This window comes from Streptomyces sp. NPDC034049, assembly GCF_055575575.1.
Window position 1 is genome coordinate 110,633 of the sequence record NZ_JBVISJ010000018.1, and the last position, 18,041, is coordinate 128,673.

Sequence of the window (18,041 nt, forward strand, 5' to 3'; positions counted from 1 at the left end):
TCAGCGTCGCGTCGGCGAGAAGTCGTACACGGCGAAGTCGCCGACCGGGACGTATCCGAGGCGCACGTAGAGGGCGTTGCTCGTGGCGTTGTCCAGGGCGGCGAAGAGCAGGACCTCCCGCGCGCCGGCGGCCGACGCGGCACGGCTCGCCTCGGCGGTCACCGCACCCGCGTATCCACGGCCGCGCAGCTGGGCCGGTGTGTACACGGTCGTCACCCGCACCTGGCCGGCGATCACCGGGGTCACACCCGCCATGGAGACGGGTTCGCAGTCCGAGGTCTCCCAGAGGGTGACGCGGCCGTCGGCGAAGCGGGCGGCGGCGGCCTCGGAGCGCTCCTGTCCGACGGCGGCGGCGAACTCGTGGTACCAGCGGACGAGTCGCCCACGGTCCCGCGGCCCGGCCACCCGGCTCCGGCCCGGCGGGAGCGGCCGTGGCGGGGTGAGGGCGCCGAGGCGGTACAGACGTCGGCGTGCGGACAGTGTCGTCAGCGCACCGGTGTGCCGGTGCCATGCGCGGGCGAAGACGGACGCGGTGTCGAGGTCCGCGCTGACACCGGGGAGGCGATGGCCGAGGGAGGCCAGCCGGGCGGCGAGGGCGGCGGCCTCCTCGGGGGTGAGCGGGGTGAGGTTCAACTCGTGGGGCGGCGTGCGGAAGCAGGTGGCGCGGACCTCGCCCGCCCGTTCCAGCCGGCCGAGAACGGGGGCCTCGGCGCCGTAGGCGTCCGCCCCGAACGCGCGCAGTGTCTCGGTGACCGTCAACTGCACGGTGTGCGGGGCGGGACGCGAGCGCAGGAAGTCCCCGGCTCGGGCGAGGAAGTCGTCGACATCGTCGGTGAGATGCCAGGAGCCGGCACCGACACCGTCATCGGCGTCGTCGTCGGCGGCGGCGGCGGCGCGGCGGCCGACGTCCGGGGGCGTCATTCGGCGTGTGTCGTGGTCCGGTACGCCTGGTGGCGCACATCGGGGTCGGCGTGGCGCCGGAGCAGACGCAGCAGGGAGCGCCACTCCTCGGTCCAGCCGAGGGAGAGGCTCCTCCCCCGCACCAGGCCGACGGCCAGGAGGCCGGTCGCGGTGCCGCCGTCGCGGGCGAAGTCCTCGGCGGCGGTCAGCAGGGTCCGGGCGCACAGTGGAGAGCGATGCGCCGACGACATCCGCAGCTGGTCGGAGGTCTGTTGAGCGGCGCTCACCCCGATGCCCTCGAGCGCCGCCGCGAGGTCCCGCAGCCGCGCGAGCAGCACGGTCGGTTCCATGGCGCGGTCGGCCAACTGCCCCAGCAGATCGGCACGTTCGGGGGCCAACAGCGGTTCGTCCGCGAGTTGCGCGGCGATCGCCTCCAGCAACTCTTCGCGGACGCCCGCGACGTAGGCGAACGACGTCAGATGACGCAGCCTCTGCACCGCGGGGATGTCCCGGCCCTCCTCCGCCTCACCGCCGCCCTCCGGCGTGTGCGCCGCCGCCAGCAGCTCGGCCACCGCGCCGTGGAACACGCTGCCGGGCGCGGCACCGCCCACGGGGTGCGGTAGTCCGGAGACGGCCAGATCCCTCAGGGTCCGCGCGGCGAAGCTCCAGTGTGTCCGGTCGTCGAGGTCGCTGACGGTCCGGGAGATGCGGTGGGCGAGTTCGGGCGAGTAACGGCACCACACTCCCATGGCACTCAGCACGAAGAGGCCGAGGAAACCGTCGGTGAGCGCGAGGGACCTGTCGTACCCCGCGAGGACCACGGCGGCGTACGCGCGGCGGTGCGTCTCGGCCAACTCCCAGGGGGTGACGGCCAGCAGGGCTTCGTGCACGGGGTCGGCGTCGTCGCGTGCCGCGTCCTCGAGCAGGGCCCGGGCCTCCGGCTCGTCGAGCAGTGGGGGCAGGGCGCGGACGACTGCGGCTCGTACGTCCGGGTGGCGGTCGGGGGCGTGGAAGGCGCGTGCCAGCAGGGGGACCGCGAGCCGGGGCGGCAGGAAGCGGGCGGCGAGCCGTACGGCCTCCTTGCGGGAGGTGACCTTCGCGGACCGCTCCCCGGTGAGCAACGGGCCCAGGGCGTGGGCGAGTCGGGACGGGGCGGTGAAGCGGGCGGCGCCGGCCGCCGCGTACACGGCGACCCTGGCGCGGTCGCCGTCGGCCCGGTCGAGCAGCGTCGGCAGTGCGTCGTGGGGCCGGTCGGTCCGGGGCAGCGCGCCGAGCGCGGCCTCGACGACGACCACGTCCGGGTCGTCCGTGTGCGCGAGAGCCAGGGCCCGCCCGAACTCGGGCACCGGAGCGGCGGCCAGGATCAGGGCGGCCCGCTCGTCGAGCGGCAGCGAACGGTCCGCGATCGCCTCTCCGGCCAGCCGGACCGCCGCCCGCTGCTGGCGCGGCAGCCAGCGGTCGCTGTCGCCGAGGTCCGGCAGCGGGCGCCGGGCGCCGTCCGTGAGGAAACGGCCGTGGGGCGGGGTGTCGGCCAGCAGGACGTCCAGCAGGTCCGTGCGCCGCCGGGACAGCACCTGGCGTACGGGAGGGAGGACGGCCGCCGACGGTTCGCGGGCGACGATGCGGGCGACCCGTTCGTCGCGGGTGGCCGGTGCGGCCAGCCACAGCCGGGCCGCCGCCTCGACGGTCTCGTCGTCGCCGTGTGCCACGGCCGTGGCCAGCCGGTCCTGGAGTTCGGGCAGGCGCCGGGCGCGCGGCCCCAGGGCGGCGGCCAGTCCCAGCAGCAGCCGGAAGTCGGCCCGCCCGGCCCCGGCGTCGAGCCAGGGGCGCAGGGCGTCGAGGACCTGGTGCTCCTGCCCTCTGCGCAGCTGACGGCGGAGCGGCCCGAAGTCGGGCACCCCGACCCGCTCCGTGATGCGCACCAGCACCCGCAGGGCCCACTCCCGCAGACCGGCCTCGGCTCCCACGCCCCCGTCGGCACCGGTCTCACCGCCCGTGGCGTGTTCGACGAGCAGCCGTACCGCCAGTGTGCGCAGTGCCGTCAAGGTGTCCGACGACGTGTCCCTCGCCTCCAGGACACCGGTGGCGATCGCGTCGAGCAGCGGGGTGTCGTCGGGGGCGAAGACGCGCGGATGCGCTTCGGCGAGCGCGCCGAGCGCGGCGGCGCGGACGCGGTCCCGCTCGTTGCGCAGCCGCCGTCCAGCCGTCGTCAGCATCTCGGTGATCGCCGTACGGCCGCCGTCCCGGGCGGCGCAGGCCACGAACAGCGGCCAGGCGGCGGCCCGGTCCTCGGCGTCGGACCGCCCTATCGCGGACAGCAGTGCGGGGCGTGCCTCGTCGAGCGGGCCGTGGGCGAGGATGTCCAGATCGTCCCACCAGTAGTCCGTGCCGTCGAACGCGGCCGCCGAGCGCCGCACCTCCGCCCAGCGGCGCTCGCGCGGCAGCAGTTCGAGGACGGCGTCCGCGGCGCTCCCGCCGACCGCGTCCACGAACGCGGGGCGTCGGCCGGGGGCCATGGCTCTGACCAGGGCGGCGAAGTGGGGGCCGCGCTTCAGCCAGTGACGGCCCAGCGCGATCAGTGAGGCGGGCTCGGCCTGGACGAGCGCGCGCAGCGCGGCGGGAGGCGGCACCCGCTGCTGACGCCGACTCTCACGGTCGGGGTGGGTGAGCCAACGGATGACGCGTTCGGCGTCGGCGGTGGCCAGCGGGGCGAGTTGGCGGCTCAGCGCGGGCGGCAGGCCGCCGGGGCCGTGCCGCTCCAGCAGGCTCAGCACCCGCTCGGGGCGCAGGGGCGCGAGCGCCGCGACCGTGGTGGCGTGCAGCCGCCACCAGTGGTCGCGCTGTTCTCCGCCCGCCCGGTCGGCCAGGGTGCGTTCGGCATGGTCGAGCACCGGATCGGGGTGCCGGGACGCCAGCCGGGTCCAGCCGTCGACGGCGTGGGCGAGTGCGGGCAACTCCCGTGCCACGAAGGGGGCGGAGCAGGCCGGCAGCAGCCGTGCGGCCTCGGCGTCGCCCCACTCGGCGCGCAGCCGGACCACCATCCGCTCGGCGAGCGCGGTGCGCCCTCCGGCGGCCGGCAGACGGGCGAGCCGCTGGCGCAGCACGGCGGGTGCGTCGTCGTAGGCCGCCTCCACGGCCCGGTCCGGTACGGGCAGGTCGCGCACGGCGCGCCTCGCGTAACCGGCGACCACCGGGTCCGGGTCGGCCAGCCGTGCCGCGAGGAACTCCGCGTCCCGTCCGACGAGCGCGGCCAGTGCCGCGAGCCGGCGTTCGTAGGGGCCGCGTCCGTCGAGGTCGGCCAGGAGCGGGGCGAGCGTCCCCTCGTCCGCGAGCCCGCGGGCGGTCCGTGCCGTCAGGGTGAGGCGTGCGGGGAACGGCAACGGTGCGAGGGCGGACAGCAGTTGCTCCGCGGTGGTCGGCATGCGGCCGATTGTGCCCGGCGCGATCCGCTCCCGCGATCGATTATGCGCGGCCGGGACGGGCCTGCCCGCGGATTTGGCCGAGGTCCGCGCGGCACCTCGCCACCGCCTCGCGGGCCTCGCCGCCGACTACCGTCGGCTCCGTATCAGCAGGTGGAGGAAGTACGGCGTGCCGATCACCGCGGTCTTCAGGCCGGCGCCCAGCTGGGCGGGGGCGATCACCGTGCGGCCGAGGAGGTCCGCCGTGCAGACGAGCGTGGCCCCGCGGAGCACGGCGACGGGGACCACCCGGACATGGCGCCGGCCCACCAGGGCCCGTGCCGCGTGCGGCGCGACGAGACCCACGAAGCCGATGGTGCCGGCGGAGGCGACGGCGGTCGCGCTGAGCAGGACGGCCACCACCAGGAACCCGAGGCGCGCCGGGACACCCGCAGACCGAGCAGGAGGGGGGTGTGCTCGTCCAAGGGGACGCGGTCCAGCTCGATGCGCCGGGCGACCGCGACGACGAGTCCCACCGCCACCACGCACGCGACGGGCAGCCCGTCCGGCAGGGTCCGGCCGTACGTCGAACCGGACAGCCAGTCAGCGCCTTGGTGGGTGGACCTTCTCGATCACCACGGGGATGCGGGAGGGGCACACGACGACGACCCCTGACCACGCGCTACGGGGCGGCCGGGGCCGGGAATCGAAGTGTCGGTGTCGGCGCCCGGTCAGGCGCCGAGCGGCCGGCGCCCCCCTCAGAAGCGCACTGGCAGGTCGAGCAGGCCGCGGGCCCGCATGGACGGCCGCCAACGCACCTCGTCCGGCGCGATGTCGAGGGTCAGGTCGGGGAACCGGTCGAGGAGCGCGGCGAGAGCGATCTCGGTCTCCATCCGGGCCAGCGGCGCGCCGAGGCAGTAGTGGATGCCATGGCCGAGGGCGAGATGCCCGCTCGCGTCGCGTCCGACGTCGAGCCGGTCGGGGTCGGCGAAGCGGTGCGGGTCCCGGTGCGCGGCGGCCAGGGACAGCAGCACGGTCTCACCCGCCGGCACGACCTCCCCGCCGAGGATGACGTCCTCGACGGGGAAGCGCCGGATGGCCAGCGGCACGGGCCCGTCGTAGCGGGCCAACTCCTCGATCGCGCCGCCGAGTCGACCGGGATCGGCGCGCAGCGCGCGCAGTTGGCCGGGGTGGGTGAGCAGGGCCAGGGTGGAGTTGCCGATGAGGTGGACGGTGTTCTCGTACCCCGCGAAGAGGATCAGGAAGGCGAGGGACATGAGTTCGTCCTCGCTCAGCCGGTCCTCGTCGTCGCGCACCGCGATCAGGGCGGAGAGCAGGTCGTCCGACGGCTCGGCGCGCTTGCCCGCGATGAGTCGCGTGAAGAAGCCCAGCATGTCGCGGACGGCTTCCTTCGCGCGTTCCGGTCGTGCCGGGTCGGGGGCGATCAGGGTGTCGGTCCAGGAGCGGAAGTCGTGCCGGTCGTGCGGGGCGACGCCGAGCAGGTCGCAGATCACGGTGATCGGCAGGGGCGCGGCGTACGAGGCGATCAGGTCGGCGCGTCCGTGCGGCGCGACGGCGTCGAGCAGTGCGTCGGCGGTCCGTCTGATGGGGTCGCGCAGCCGGGCGACGCGGCGCGGGGTGAACGCCTGGGACACCAGACGCCGGATGCGGGTGTGGTCCGGCGGGTCCATGTTCAGCAGGTTCGCGTCCAGCGCCGGCGGCAGCGCGAGCCCGTGGTAGCCGCCGGGGGTCGCGTTGCGTTTGTCGAGGGAGAGCCGGGGGTCGGCGAGGGCCTGGCGTACGTCGTCGTACCGCGTGACGAGCCAGGCCGGCAGCCCGTCCGTCCCGGTGATCCGGTGCACGGGGCCGGCCTCCCGGAGCCTCGCGTAGACCGCGTAGGGGTCCGCGACGAGCTCCGCCGGGTCGACGAGGGGCGGCTGTTCGGGCGTGGTGGTGGACATGGGTCTCCACCCTAGTGAGGACGGGCCCGGAAACGGCGCCGCAACCGCGGGAGTTCGACCGGTCCGTCCGTCGTCCGGGCCGCTCGAAGGGCCTGGTCACCCGCGCCCGGCAGATCCGAAGCTCTACTCCAACGCATCCAGGGTCACCGCGCCCATCGACGGCACCACCCACACCGACACGGTCGACTGGACCCTCGCCCGAGACGACCGGTGAGGGAGTGTTTCCGGTCCAACTTCCCTCATGTGCATGCCGTTTTGGCAGAGCGTGAAGTTTCTGTCGAGTATATGTAAGTACCCTGTGTATTGCGGCCCTGGGTGATCCACAAGGGGCGCGACGGCAACGCCGAGACTCCCCTCCGAGCCGTCAATTCCCCTGTCTGGAACGCGAGTTGGCGGCTTGCCCGCTACTTTCGCCTGCCGCACAGTGAGGCGGCTCCACCCTCCGGGCCCGCCTGTGCGGCCCCGGAGGCGTTCGCGGCACGTTTCCGTTCCATCTCGTCACTTGAGTGAGAGGAAACAGTCATGCGCGTCAGATCCTTACTCGCCTCCGCCGCACTGACCGGTGCGGCGGTGCTCGGTGCCGTGGCCCCGGCCCAGGCGGCACCCACCAACGACACGACCCAGGACGTGGGCGCCCTCGCGGTCGTACACGTCGTGCTGTACCAGCACAGCAACTACGGCGGTGCGTCGTTCACCCTGAACGGCGACTACGGCTGTGACACCAACCCCGACGTGGACTGGCAGCTCGGCTCGTACTCGCCCTCCGGATGGAACGACATGGTGTCGTCCTTCCTGGGTTACTCCAGCTGCGAGACCAGGGTCTGGGAGCACGACAACTACGGCGGTGCCAACTACGGCGCCTACACGAACAGCGGTTACGTGGGCGACGCCATGAACGACAAGACCTCGTCGTCCCAGAACTCCTGATCCTCTGATCCTCGCACGGTGAGCGGTGGCGCCGACGGCCGGAATCCGCCGGCGCCACTGGTCGGAAGTCTCCCAGAAGGTTCTCCCACCCGGAGGTTCGGACCACCCATGAACCGGATCCGGTTCCCTGTCGCCCTCCCGGCCGTGGCCCTGGCCGCCGCCGCTCTTCTGTCGGGCTGCTCCGCGGACGGCGACGCGTCGGGCACCTCCGCGCCGGAACTCGGCGAGGTGCCGCGGGTGCGCGGCAGCGCCGACATCCCCGATCTGCCGCTGGACGCCTACGTCCTCACCAAGGAGCAGTACCAGACCTATCTCAAGGCGCAGCGGCTGCTGATCCGGGAGTGCATGTCCCGGTTCGGCTTCGACTTCCGGGCCATGGACGTGGTGCTCGACGCCGAGCAGGTACCCGATCTGCGCCCCGACAAGACCCGCTACTACTTCCTCGTCGACGCGGACTCGGCGGCGGCGTCCGGGTACCGGGCGCCCGACCGGACTCCCTCCGGCGGGAAGGACGAGGGCAGCGGGGAGGACACCACCCCGACGGCGGCGGAGCGCGCGGTCCTCGTCGGCACCGACGCCGGCAAGCAGGTCGCGGGCGAGCGGGTCCCGAAGGGCGGCTGTCAGGGGGAGGCGAACCGCGCGACCCTCGGCGCGGACGGCACCGAGACGTTCATGAAGCTGCCCAATGAGCGGGTGGCGATCCGCGCCCGTGTGGACGCCGACGAACGGGTACGGGACGTCTTCGGCGAGTGGAGCGCCTGTATGGACGAGGCCGGTCATGAGTACGACGACCCGATGCAGGCCAACGACGACGACCGCTGGAAGACGCCACCCCCGGCGGGCGGGGCGGAGATCCAGGTGGCCCAGGCGGATGTCGACTGCAAGCGGCGGACCAACGTCGTCGGCGTGTGGTGGGCCGTGCAGGCCGCGTACGAGAAGCAGTACATCGAGAAGAACGCCGAACACATGGCCGACGTGAAGCACACGGTCGACGCGGTCCTGCGCAATTCGGGACGGCTGGCGGGCAGCGGTGCCTGAGAGGCACGAGGCCGCACCGGACGGAACGCCGGAGGAGCCGGCGGAGGGCCCGGCGAAGGAGACTCCGGAGGAGTTGGCGGAGGAGACTCCGGAGGAGTTGGCGGAGGAGTTGGCGGAGGAGTCGGCGGAGGACACGGCGGAGGAGACGGAGCGGACGGCGGGTGGACGGGCCTCGGTGGCGCGGCGACGGACCCTGCTGATCACCGTCGTCGCGGCGGCCGTGGTGCTGTCGGGGGCGGGCATCGGAGCCGCCACCTTCGTCAAGTCCCCGGCGGAACGGGCCGCTTCGGAGGGGCCGCCCCCGGCCGATGTGCTGACCGCCCCGGTCGAGTACCGGGTGCTCAAGGACTCCGTCGTGCTGCGCGGCACGGTACGGGCCGACCAGACCGTCGAGATCACGGCCCTCTCGGCGGGCGGCGGGGACGCCGTACGCGCGGTGGTCACCAGGACCCCGCTCCGGGAGGGCGCCGCTGTCAGGGCGGGCTCGCTCCTGATCGAGATCTCCGGCCGCCCTCTCTTCGCGCTGCAGGGCACCCTCCCCGCGTACCGCGACCTGAAGCCCGGCGCACACGGCGCGGACGTGACCCAACTCCAACAGGCGCTCGCCCGCCTCGGCCACAGCACCGCCCCCGACGCGAACGGCACGTTCGGCTCCGGGACCAAGCGGGCCCTCACCGCCTTGTACGCCTCCCGGGGCTACGATCCCCTGCCCGCCACAGCCGACGGCGGCGCGGCGTTGACCGCCGCCGGACGCACGGTGACCCAGGCCGAGCGCGCCTGGGAGGACGCGCCGAAGGGCAAGGCCAAGAGCCGCGCCGCTCAGGACCTGGCCACGGCCAGGGCCGAACGGGCCGCGCTGGAGGCGGTCGACGGGCCCATGCTGCCCGCCGCCGAGGTGGTCTTCCTGCGGAGTCTCCCCGCCCGCGTCGACCACCTGGGCACCCGGGTCGGCGCCGAGGCTGGGCCCGGCAGCGCACTTCTCACCGTCTCCTCCGGTGACCTGGTCGTGCAGGGCGCACTCGGACCCGAGCAGCGCGCACTCGTCCGGGCCGGGCAGCAGGTGGAGATCCTCTCCGAAGCCACCGGCACCACGGCCGACGGCACCGTCACCACCGTGTCCGAGCAGCCCGACCCGGACACCGGCGACAGCCAGAACGCCGGGGACGGCGACTCGGGCGAGGGAAGCGGAGGCGGCCACGTGTTGCTGGTCGACCCCGCGAAGAAGCTTCCCGCGAAGCTCGCGGGTGAGGACGTCCGGCTCACGGTGACCGCAGGCTCCTCCAAGGAAAAGGTGCTGATCGTACCGGTGAGCGCGATCTCCTCGGGCGCCGACGGCAAGGCGGTCGTCACGGTGTACGGGCCCGGCGGCCGTCATCGCCGCACGGAGGTGACGACGGGCACCACGGGCAACGGCTTCGTCGCCGTACGCCCGGTCGGCCGAGCCTCCCTCCACGAGGGCGACCGCGTGATCGTCGGTGTCACGGGTGGCACGCCGGGCGGGGACAAGGGCGACGACGACACGGGTGGGCGGACGGACGACGGCACGGCCGGGGAGAACGCGGGATGACGGAACCCGTGGGCATGCACACCGTGACGACCGCCTTGCCGTCGGCACCCGAACCCGCCCCCGTCCCCGTGCTCGAACTCCGTGGTGCCGCGCTCACCTACCCCGGACCACCCCCGGTGGAAGCCCTCAAGCCCTGTGATCTGCGGGTGGAACGGGGTGAGTACGTCACCGTCGTCGGGCCCTCAGGCTCGGGCAAGTCGACGTTCCTCAACCTCGCGGGGCTGCTCGACACCCCCACCGCGGGCGTGTGTCTGCTGGACGGGCATGACACCGGCGCACTGAAGGACGCCGAGCGCACGTCGTTGCGGGGCCGGCGCATCGGTTTCGTCTTCCAGTCCTTCCATCTCCTCTCCCACCGCAGCGCACGCGAGAACGTCGAGCTGGCGATGATGTACGGCGGACGGATACGGCGACCGGCTCGGGCGGCGCGTGCGCGGGAGGCGTTGGATCGGGTCGGGCTCGCTCCACGTGCCGACGCGCTGCCCACACGGCTCTCGGGTGGTGAACGCCAGCGCGTGGCCATCGCCCGCGCCCTTGTCGCCCGCCCCTCGCTCCTGCTCTGCGACGAACCCACCGGCAGCCTGGACACCGCGACCGCCGAGTCCGTGCTCGGCCTCCTCGACGCGCTGCACCACGACGGCATGACCCTCGTGGTGATCACCCACGACCCGGCCGTCGCCGCCCGGGGACGACGCACCGTCACCATCCGGGACGGTGTGCTCAGCGAGAACGGCAGCGACGGCGACGGCGGGCAGGACCATCCGCGCCCGAGCCGTGGCCTGGCACGCATGGGCCCCGTATGAGGAGGCGCACAAGAACCCTCGGAGCCGCGGACCGAAGATCGACGCCCGCCGGGACAGTCGTCGAGCGCTCCCGTCTCTCCCTTCGCGACCTCCTCTCCGAGGCCGTCGCCGGTGTGCTGCAGCTCCCCGGGCGCTCCGCGCTCACCGCGCTCGGAACCGTGCTCGGTGTGGGTACCTTCGTGGCGGTCCTCGGACTGACCGCGACGGCCTCCGCACAGATCGACTCCCGCTTCAACTCCCTGACCGCGACCGAGGTGACCGTCGAGGACACCGGCGGCGACGCGTCCGTGAAACCCGCCCTCTCCTTCCCGGACGACGCCGACCGCAGGATCGAGCGGCTGGGCGGGGTCGAGGCCGCCGGTGTCTACTGGACCGTCGACGCCCCCGCGGCCCGCCGGGTGCGAGCCGCGCCGGTCGGGGAGGGGGCGCGGGGCGACGAGATCCCGGTCCTCGCCGCGTCCTCCGGTGTGCTCAGGGCGGCACGGGCCACCGTCGGGCAGGGCAGGCTCTTCGACGCCTGGCACGACAGGGAGCGGCAGCGGGTCGCCGTGATCGGCACGGGTACGGCGGCCCGGCTCGGCATCACCACCCTGGACACCCGCCCCGCCGTCTTCATCGGTGAGGTCCCCTTCACGGTCGTCGGCATCGTCGCGGACGTCGAACGCAAGGCGGATCTGCTGCTCTCCGTGGTGGTGCCGCGGACGACCGCGGCCGAGCTGTGGGGACCGCCCGCCCAGAACCGCGCCGGGATGCTGATCTCCACCCGGGTCGGCGCGGCCGTCCAGATCGCCGAGGAGGCGCCGATCGCCCTGCGCCCGGACGTGCCGGGCCACTTCAGGGCCGTACCGCCGCCCGACCCGAAGTCCCTGCGGACGTCGGTCACGTCGGACCTGGACCAGCTGTTTCTCGTCCTTGGCGCGATCTGCCTGTTCATCGGGGCCGTGGGCATCGCCAACACCACGCTCGTCGCCGTACTGGAACGCACCGGGGAGATCGGGCTGCGCCGCTCGCTGGGGGCGCGGGGGCGTCACATCCTGGGCCAGTTCCTCGCGGAGTCCGGGGCGCTCGGCATGCTGGGCGGGCTGGTCGGCACCTCACTCGGGGTGCTCACCGTGCTCACCGTCGCCGTCGTACGGAACTGGACGGCCGTCATCCACCCGGGCACCGTGGCCGCGGCCCCCCTCATCGGCCTCGTCACCGGCGTCCTGGCGGGCCTCTACCCGGCCTGGCGGGCCTCCCGCGTCGAACCCGCCGAAGCCCTCCGAAGGTAGCGCCAAAGCGAGAGCGGACCCCGGAAAGTCCGCTTGCCCGTACACCGTTCGACCCCGGAGCCGAGCGCGTCCGCCGCCCGAACGGGGCCGTCCCCGCCCGCGAGGGTGCGGTCGTCCGTCCGGACCACCGGCGGGCGACGACACTCCGCGCGGCTGCCGACGAAGCACGGTGCTGTCTCTGTCGGAGGGCTACCTTGTGACCGGGACGACCATCTCATCGGGAGTAAGCCATGGGCCTCATCCACATCGAACTGTTCGCGACCCTCGACCTCGTCGGACAGGCGCCCGGCGGCCCCGACGAGGACCCGGAGGGCTTCCCGTTCGGCGGCTGGCAGGCGCCCCTGCTGGACGAGGTGGCGGGGGCACAGATCGGGGCCGCGTACGAGGGCACGGACGCGCTCCTGCTCGGTCGGCGGACGTACGACATCTTCGCCGCCTACTGGCCGCACCAGAAGGGCGGCGAGGACGGCGCGATCGCCGACCTCTTCAACCGGGTGCCCAAGTACGTGGCCTCCCGCGGAAAACCCGACCTCCCATGGGCCGGGTCCACGCAGCTCGGCTCGGATCTGGCCGCCGCGGTGCGCGAGATCCGTGACCGGCACGAGCACGTGAAGGTCGTCGGGAGCCTGGACCTCGTGCAGAGCCTTCTGCGTGAGAAGCTCTTCGACCGTCTCGACCTCTGGGTGCACCCGATCGTGCTCGGCGTCGGGAAGAAGGTGTTCGACGGCGGCGAGGTGCCGACGAACCTCACGCTGCTCGAACCACCGGCGGCCGGCCCCAAGGGCACCGTGTACCTGCGCTACGGACTCGCCGACGGCACCCCCGGCACGGGCGACATGAGCGCTCCCGATCGCGGCGTCGGGCACACCGACTGAGGCCGGGCCCCGACCTGCGACCGCCCCCGGAACACCGAGTGCCGCGGCCACCACGCCGTCGCCCCGCCCCGCCTCGCCCGCCTCTCAGGACGACGTCGCTCAGCCCAGGAAGCTCAGTCGAACCTGACGGTTGACATTGTCTTTATTGGTGTCCACCAGGCACACCGACTGCCAGGTCCCCAGCTCCAGTTGTCCGGCGAGGACCGGGAGGGTGGCGTGGGGTGGGACGAAGGCGGGGAGGACGTGGTCGCGGCCGTGGCCGGGGGTGCCGTGGCGGTGCTGCCAGCGGTCGTCGGCGGGCAGCAGGGTGCGCAGGGCGGCGAGGAGGTCGTCGTCGCTGCCGGCGCCCGTCTCGATGATGGCGATGCCGGCCGTGGCGTGCGGGACGAAGACGTTGAGCAGACCGTCCCGGCCGGCCGCCGCCTCGCGCAGGAACGCCTCGCAGTCGTGGGTGAGGTCGACGACCCGCTCGCGCGAGCCGGAGGCGATGTTCAGGACTCGGGTGGTGAAGGCATCGGACATGACTCCATCCTCGCGCACCGGGAAGCCGTGAGCGGGGAGCCGTGAGCGGGAAGCCGTGAGCGGGGAGCCGTGAGCGGGGAGCCGTGGGCGACGCGGGAAGATCCGAGGTCTCCTCTCCGTTGGGAGAAGCGTGAACGACACGCGTGAGGTCGAAGTGGTTGTCATAGGCGCCGGTCAGGCAGGTCTGGCCGCCGCCCATCACCTGCGCCGCACCGGTTACCTGCCGGAGCACGACTTCGTGGTGCTGGACCACTCCCCCGGGCCGGGCGGCGCCTGGCAGTACCGCTGGCCGTCACTGACCTTCGGCAAGGTGCACGGGATGCACGCGCTCCCGGGTCTGGAGCTGACGGGGGCCGATCCGGCGCGACCGTCCGCCGACGTCGTCCGCGAGTACTTCGCCACCTACGAACGCACCTTCGACCTGCGGGTACGGCGTCCCGTGGACGTCCGGGCCGTGCGTGAGGGCGAGGGCGGGCGGCTGCTCGTCGAGACCTCGGCCGGGACGTGGTCGACGCGGGCGCTGATCAACGCGACGGGAACGTGGGACCGGCCGTTCTGGCCGCGCTACCCCGGCCAGGAGACCTTCCGGGGGCGGCAGTTGCACACCGCCCAGTACGCGGGCCCCGAGGAGTTCGCGGGTCTGCGGGTGATCGTGGTCGGCGGGGGCGCGTCCGGGACGCAGCATCTGCTGGAGATCGCGCCGTACGCCGCAGCGACGACCTGGGTGACGAGGCGTCCGCCCGTGTTCCGCGAGGGACCGTTCGACGAGGGCGCCGGGCGGGCGGCGGTCGCCCTGGTGGAGGAGCGGGTGCGGCAGGGGCTGCCGCCGCGGAGCGTCGTGTCGGTGACGGGGCTGCCGCTCAACGACGCGATCCGGCAGGGCATCGCGGACGGCGTCCTGGACCGGCTGCCGATGTTCGACCGGATCACCCCGGACGGCGTGGAGTGGGACGACGGTCGCCGTGCCGACGCCGATGTCATCCTCTGGGCGACCGGTTTCCGCGCCGCCGTCGACCACCTGGCCCCCTTGCGGCTGCGCGAGCCGGGTGGCGGCATCCGCGTCGACGGCACCCGCGCGGTCGCCGACCCGCGCGTCCATCTGGTCGGGTACGGCCCCTCGGCGAGCACCATCGGCGCCAACCGCGCCGGCCGCACGGCGGTACGGGACATCCGCCGGCTCCTGACGACCGAACCGGCCACCGTCTGACGCGTCCCGCAACAGCCCGGCCCGGCGCCCCGAGCCGGACCGGCAAGGCCGACGGACCTGGCAGGGCCGATCGCGCCTCAGTCAGCCGCCGATGCCTCAGCCGGTCGCCGGTGACGGTGGCAGTGATCCGCTGCCCGCCCCGGCCTCCGGTGACGCCTTCCGGCGGTTCTGGTTGAACTCGGCGACATTGCGCAGGTGTTCCTGGTAGTTCGCCGTGAAGCGGGTGTCGCCGGGCTTGACCGTGACGAAGTACAGCCAGTCGCCCTCCGTCGGGTTGACGGCGGCGCGCATCGCCGCTTCACCCGGGTTGGCGATCGGCGTCGGCGGCAGGCCCATGCGCCGGTACGAGTTGTAGGGGCTGTCGATCTTCGTGTCGTCGACCGTGGTGTTCAGCGTGGAGCGGTTCAGCGCGTAGTTGATGGTGGAGTCCATCTGCAGCGGCATCCCGCGTTCGAGGCGGTTGAAGACGACCCGGGCCACCCGGCCCATGTCCTCCTCGGCGGCCGCCTCGGCCTGGATGATGCTCGCGATGGTGACCGCCTGATAGACGTTCATCGCGTTGCGCTGGGCCCCGGCCGTGACCTGGCCGCCGTTGAACTTCTTGTTGGCGGTCTCGACCATGGCCGCCAGCAGGGACTCGGGGGTCGACTTCTCCCGCAGCGGATAGGTCGCCGGGAAGAGATAGCCCTCCGGGTTGCCCTCGGCGTCCTCGGGCAGCGACAGCTTGGCCTTGGACAGCGACTTCCTGGTGGAACCGGCGGGCAGCGCGAGGGCCTTGTCGACGGCTTCGTAGACCTGGCCGGAGCGCCAGCCCTCCGGGATCACCAGGGACGCCGGGCGCTCGGCCGCGCCGTCACCGCCCCCCACGCTCAGCAGCGGCACCGCCACGGCGGTGGCCGCCACGACGGCCCCGGCCGCGATGAGGGCGGCCCGGCCCCGACGCGTCAGTCGAATCGTGCTCCGTGGCGGAGTGTTCATCTGCATGCGGGCACGGTAACCCGCATATCACCTCAAACCCGGCATATCTTCATCTTGTCGGCTCCAGTTTCGGCACCTTGGCCACCTCCCGGCCGGGCTTCAGCCGAGCGTCCCGCCGGACCAGCGCCGCGTACCGCCCGTCGCTCTCCAGCAGTTCCTCGTGCGTACCGCGTTCGACGGCGCGCCCGGAGTCGAGCACGACGATCTGGTCGGCCCCGCGGACGGTGGAGAGCCGGTGCGCGATGGTGACGGTGGTGCGGTCGGCGGAGAGCGCGTCGATGGCCTCCTGCACCGCGTGCTCGGTACGGGTGTCGAGGGCGCTGGTCGCCTCGTCGAGGATGAGGACCGGGGGGTCGCGCAGAATGGTGCGGGCGATGGCGAGACGCTGCTTCTCCCCGCCGGAGAAGCGGTGGCCGCGTTCGCCGACGATCGTGTCGTAGCCGTCGGGCAGGGCCGCGATGTGGTCGTGGATCTGGGCCGCCCGCGCGGCCGCGTGCAGCTCCTCGTCGGTGGCGTCCGGCTTCGCGAAGCGCAGATTGTCGGCGACGGAGGCGTGGAAGAGGTACGTCTCCTGCGAGACGACGCCGATGCCCCGGGCCAGCGTGTCGAAGTCCAGGTCGCGTACGTCCACCCCGTCGAGGGTGACCCGGCCGCCCGTGACGTCGTACAGCCTGGGCACCAGGCAGCCGAGGGTCGACTTGCCGGCACCGGTCGGCCCGACGACGGCGAGGCTGCCGCCCGCCGGAACGGTCAGGTCGATGCCGTCGAGGATCGGGCGCGATGTCGCGTCGTAGCGGAACTCGACGTTCTCGAAGCGGAGTTCGCCCTTGATCCGGTCGAGGTGGACCGGGTTCTCCGGCTCGGTGATGTCTATCGGCAGGTCGAGATACTCGAAGATGCGCTGGAAGAGGGCGAGCGAGGCCTGGATCTGCACGCCCGTGGACAGCAGGCTCACGGTCGGCCGGAACAGGTTCTGCTGCAGCGAGACGAAGGCGACGAGCGTGCCGACAGAGACGGACGGGCCGCCGAACTGGAACGCGATGCCGGCGGTCCAGTAGATGACGGCGGGCATGGCGGCCATGACGACGGTGATGATGGCCATGCGCCAGCGCCCGGCCATGTTGGCCCTGACCTCCAGGTCGACGAGCCCCTCGGACTCCTCGGCGAAGGACTTGGTGAGCGAGTCGCCACGGCCCATGGTGCGCCCGAGCAGGATGCCGCTGACGGAGAGCGACTCGGTGACCGTCGCGGCCATGGCGGCCATCTGGTTCTGCCGCTGGGTGGTGATCTTCTTACGCTCGGCGCCGACCCGGCGGCTTATCCACACGAAGAGCGGCAGCAGGAGCAGGGTGACCACGGTGAGGCGCCAGTCGAGGGCGACCATCGCGACGACCGTGGCGACCACGCTGGTGGTGTTGGACACCAGGGAGGTGGCTGTGGAGGTGACGGTCGCCTGCATGCCGCCGATGTCGTTGGCGATGCGGGACTGCACCTCGCCGGTGCGGGTCCGGGTGAAGAAGGCGAGCGACATCCGCTGCAGCCGGCCGTAGACGGCGGTGCGCAGATCATGCATGACACGCTGACCGACGGTCGTGGAGATCAGCGTCTGGAGAACACCGAAGATGCTGGTCAGGACGGCACTGACGATCATGCCGAGGGCCAGCAGACTCAGCAGCCCGGTGCGGCCCTCGGGGATCGCGGTGTCGAGGATCTCCTTGAGGAGGAAGGGCGTGGCCACCGACGCGAGCGACGCGGCGCCGACGAGGAGACCGACGATCGCGAGCCGGCCGCGATAGGGGCGGAAGAGCTTCAGGATGCGGCGCACCTGTCGGGGCTGTTCGCGCGCGTCGGCGGAGGGCGCCCAGGTGGGTTCGTGGTCGGGATGCATGGGCTCCTACGGGAGGTGAGACGGATGTGGAGTGCGGTGCGGTTCGGTGCTGTGCTGGGCCGTGCTGTGCTGGGCCGTGCTGGGCTGGGCTGTGTGACGGCCGGGAGTTCCGGGGGCCTGCGGAGCCTAGCTCATTGTTACCTATACTCACAATGAACATGGTCCTGATATTGTTCCGGTATGACCGACCCCGACGCCGACGGACTGCTCGCCGAGCAGCTGCTGCGGCTCACCCGCCGTGTGCACCGCATCCAGAAGCGCCACCTCCAGCAGAGCGGGTTGGAGATCACCCCGGCGCAGTCGCGACTGCTGCGCGCCCTCGCCCACTACGACACGCCGCCGCGGATGGCGGATCTGGCGGAGCAGCTGGAGGTCGTACCCCGAGCCGTGACGACCCTGGTCGACGCGCTGGAGGACAGTGGGCGGGTGCGCCGGGCGCCCGATCCCACCAACCGGCGGGTGATCCGGATAGAGGTCACGGACGAGGGCCGCAAGGTCCTGCGGGAGCTGCACCACGCGCGCCGCTCGGCGGCGGAGGAGATCCTTGCGCCGCTGTCGGAGGATCAGCGGGGAGTGCTCGGAGGCTTGCTCGACACGCTGGTCGACGGGGCGCCGACGGCGGAGCGGCGCTGCTGAGCGCCGACGCCCTCGTTCATGGGTGAAGGGCCCGGCGCGGTAATCCGCGCCGGGCCCTTCACCCATGAAC

14 protein-coding genes and 1 pseudogene are annotated in these 18,041 nt (G+C 73.0%); 8 read left to right on the forward strand and 7 right to left on the reverse strand.

Annotation, left to right across the window (positions count from 1 at the left end; translation table 11 throughout):
• The 4 genes and pseudogenes from ACZ52C_RS36330 to ACZ52C_RS36345 all read right to left on the reverse strand — a co-directional run bounded on the left by ACZ52C_RS36330 (position 1) and on the right by ACZ52C_RS36345 (position 6,259).
• On the reverse strand, positions 1–921 hold the full coding sequence (locus ACZ52C_RS36330; protein ID WP_469078795.1) for a GNAT family N-acetyltransferase: 921 nt from the start codon (positions 919–921) through the stop codon (positions 1–3).
• On the reverse strand, positions 918–4,322 hold the full coding sequence (locus ACZ52C_RS36335; protein ID WP_469078796.1) for a hypothetical protein: 3,405 nt from the start codon (positions 4,320–4,322) through the stop codon (positions 918–920). Before ACZ52C_RS36335 ends, ACZ52C_RS36330 begins: the two co-directional genes overlap by 4 nt.
• 126 nt (positions 4,323–4,448) lie before the next feature.
• Positions 4,449–4,900: pseudogene (locus ACZ52C_RS36340) on the reverse strand (iron chelate uptake ABC transporter family permease subunit); the annotation flags it as partial.
• Positions 4,901–5,056: 156 nt separating this feature from the next.
• Complete coding sequence (locus ACZ52C_RS36345) at positions 5,057–6,259, reverse strand: cytochrome P450 family protein (RefSeq protein ID WP_469078797.1); 1,203 nt, start codon at positions 6,257–6,259, stop codon at positions 5,057–5,059.
• Between the two features lie 522 nt (positions 6,260–6,781).
• Here ACZ52C_RS36345 and ACZ52C_RS36350 point away from each other — a divergent pair.
• The 6 genes from ACZ52C_RS36350 to ACZ52C_RS36375 all read left to right on the forward strand — a co-directional run bounded on the left by ACZ52C_RS36350 (position 6,782) and on the right by ACZ52C_RS36375 (position 12,740).
• Complete coding sequence (locus ACZ52C_RS36350) at positions 6,782–7,186, forward strand: hypothetical protein (protein ID WP_469078798.1); 405 nt, start codon at positions 6,782–6,784, stop codon at positions 7,184–7,186.
• 108 nt (positions 7,187–7,294) lie between these two features.
• Positions 7,295–8,224 carry a hypothetical protein gene (locus ACZ52C_RS36355; RefSeq protein WP_469078799.1) on the forward strand — a complete coding sequence of 310 codons (930 nt, stop codon included), beginning with the start codon at positions 7,295–7,297 and terminating at the stop codon, positions 8,222–8,224.
• A complete protein-coding gene (locus ACZ52C_RS36360) occupies positions 8,217–9,791 on the forward strand; it encodes a peptidoglycan-binding protein (protein WP_469078800.1) in 1,575 nt (524 codons plus the stop codon). Before ACZ52C_RS36355 ends, ACZ52C_RS36360 begins: the two co-directional genes overlap by 8 nt.
• Positions 9,788–10,594, forward strand: a complete 807-nt coding sequence (locus ACZ52C_RS36365) for an ABC transporter ATP-binding protein (protein WP_469078801.1) — start codon at positions 9,788–9,790, stop codon at positions 10,592–10,594. Before ACZ52C_RS36360 ends, ACZ52C_RS36365 begins: the two co-directional genes overlap by 4 nt.
• A complete protein-coding gene (locus ACZ52C_RS36370; protein ID WP_469078802.1) occupies positions 10,591–11,865 on the forward strand; it encodes an ABC transporter permease in 1,275 nt (424 codons plus the stop codon). The genes ACZ52C_RS36365 and ACZ52C_RS36370 overlap by 4 nt, the downstream gene beginning before the upstream one ends.
• A 230-nt stretch (positions 11,866–12,095) precedes the next feature.
• Positions 12,096–12,740, forward strand: coding sequence for a dihydrofolate reductase family protein (locus ACZ52C_RS36375; RefSeq protein WP_469078803.1), 645 nt, complete (start codon positions 12,096–12,098; stop codon positions 12,738–12,740).
• Between the two features lie 99 nt (positions 12,741–12,839).
• Here ACZ52C_RS36375 and ACZ52C_RS36380 read toward each other — a convergent pair whose 3' ends face one another.
• Positions 12,840–13,262 (reverse strand): YjbQ family protein, encoded by a 423-nt coding sequence (locus tag ACZ52C_RS36380; RefSeq protein ID WP_045560323.1) that lies wholly within the window; start codon positions 13,260–13,262, stop codon positions 12,840–12,842.
• A 130-nt stretch (positions 13,263–13,392) separates the two neighbouring features.
• On the opposite strand from ACZ52C_RS36380, the gene ACZ52C_RS36385 reads away from it, so the two are divergent.
• Positions 13,393–14,469, forward strand: coding sequence for an NAD(P)-binding domain-containing protein (locus ACZ52C_RS36385; RefSeq protein ID WP_469078804.1), 1,077 nt, complete (start codon positions 13,393–13,395; stop codon positions 14,467–14,469).
• Positions 14,470–14,565: 96 nt separating this feature from the next.
• Here ACZ52C_RS36385 and mltG read toward each other — a convergent pair whose 3' ends face one another.
• Both mltG and ACZ52C_RS36395 read right to left on the reverse strand, forming a co-directional pair.
• The gene (gene mltG, locus ACZ52C_RS36390) at positions 14,566–15,453 is read right to left on the reverse strand and encodes an endolytic transglycosylase MltG (RefSeq protein ID WP_469078805.1); all 888 of its coding nucleotides are present in this window, start codon (positions 15,451–15,453) and stop codon (positions 14,566–14,568) included.
• Between the two features lie 43 nt (positions 15,454–15,496).
• Positions 15,497–17,335: an ABC transporter ATP-binding protein gene (locus ACZ52C_RS36395; RefSeq protein WP_469078806.1), complete on the reverse strand. Its 1,839-nt coding sequence runs from the start codon at positions 17,333–17,335 to the stop codon at positions 15,497–15,499.
• Positions 17,336–17,515: 180 nt separating this feature from the next.
• On the opposite strand from ACZ52C_RS36395, the gene ACZ52C_RS36400 reads away from it, so the two are divergent.
• Positions 17,516–17,971, forward strand: coding sequence for a MarR family winged helix-turn-helix transcriptional regulator (locus tag ACZ52C_RS36400; RefSeq protein WP_469078807.1), 456 nt, complete (start codon positions 17,516–17,518; stop codon positions 17,969–17,971).
• Positions 17,972–18,041: the final 70 nt, after the last annotated feature.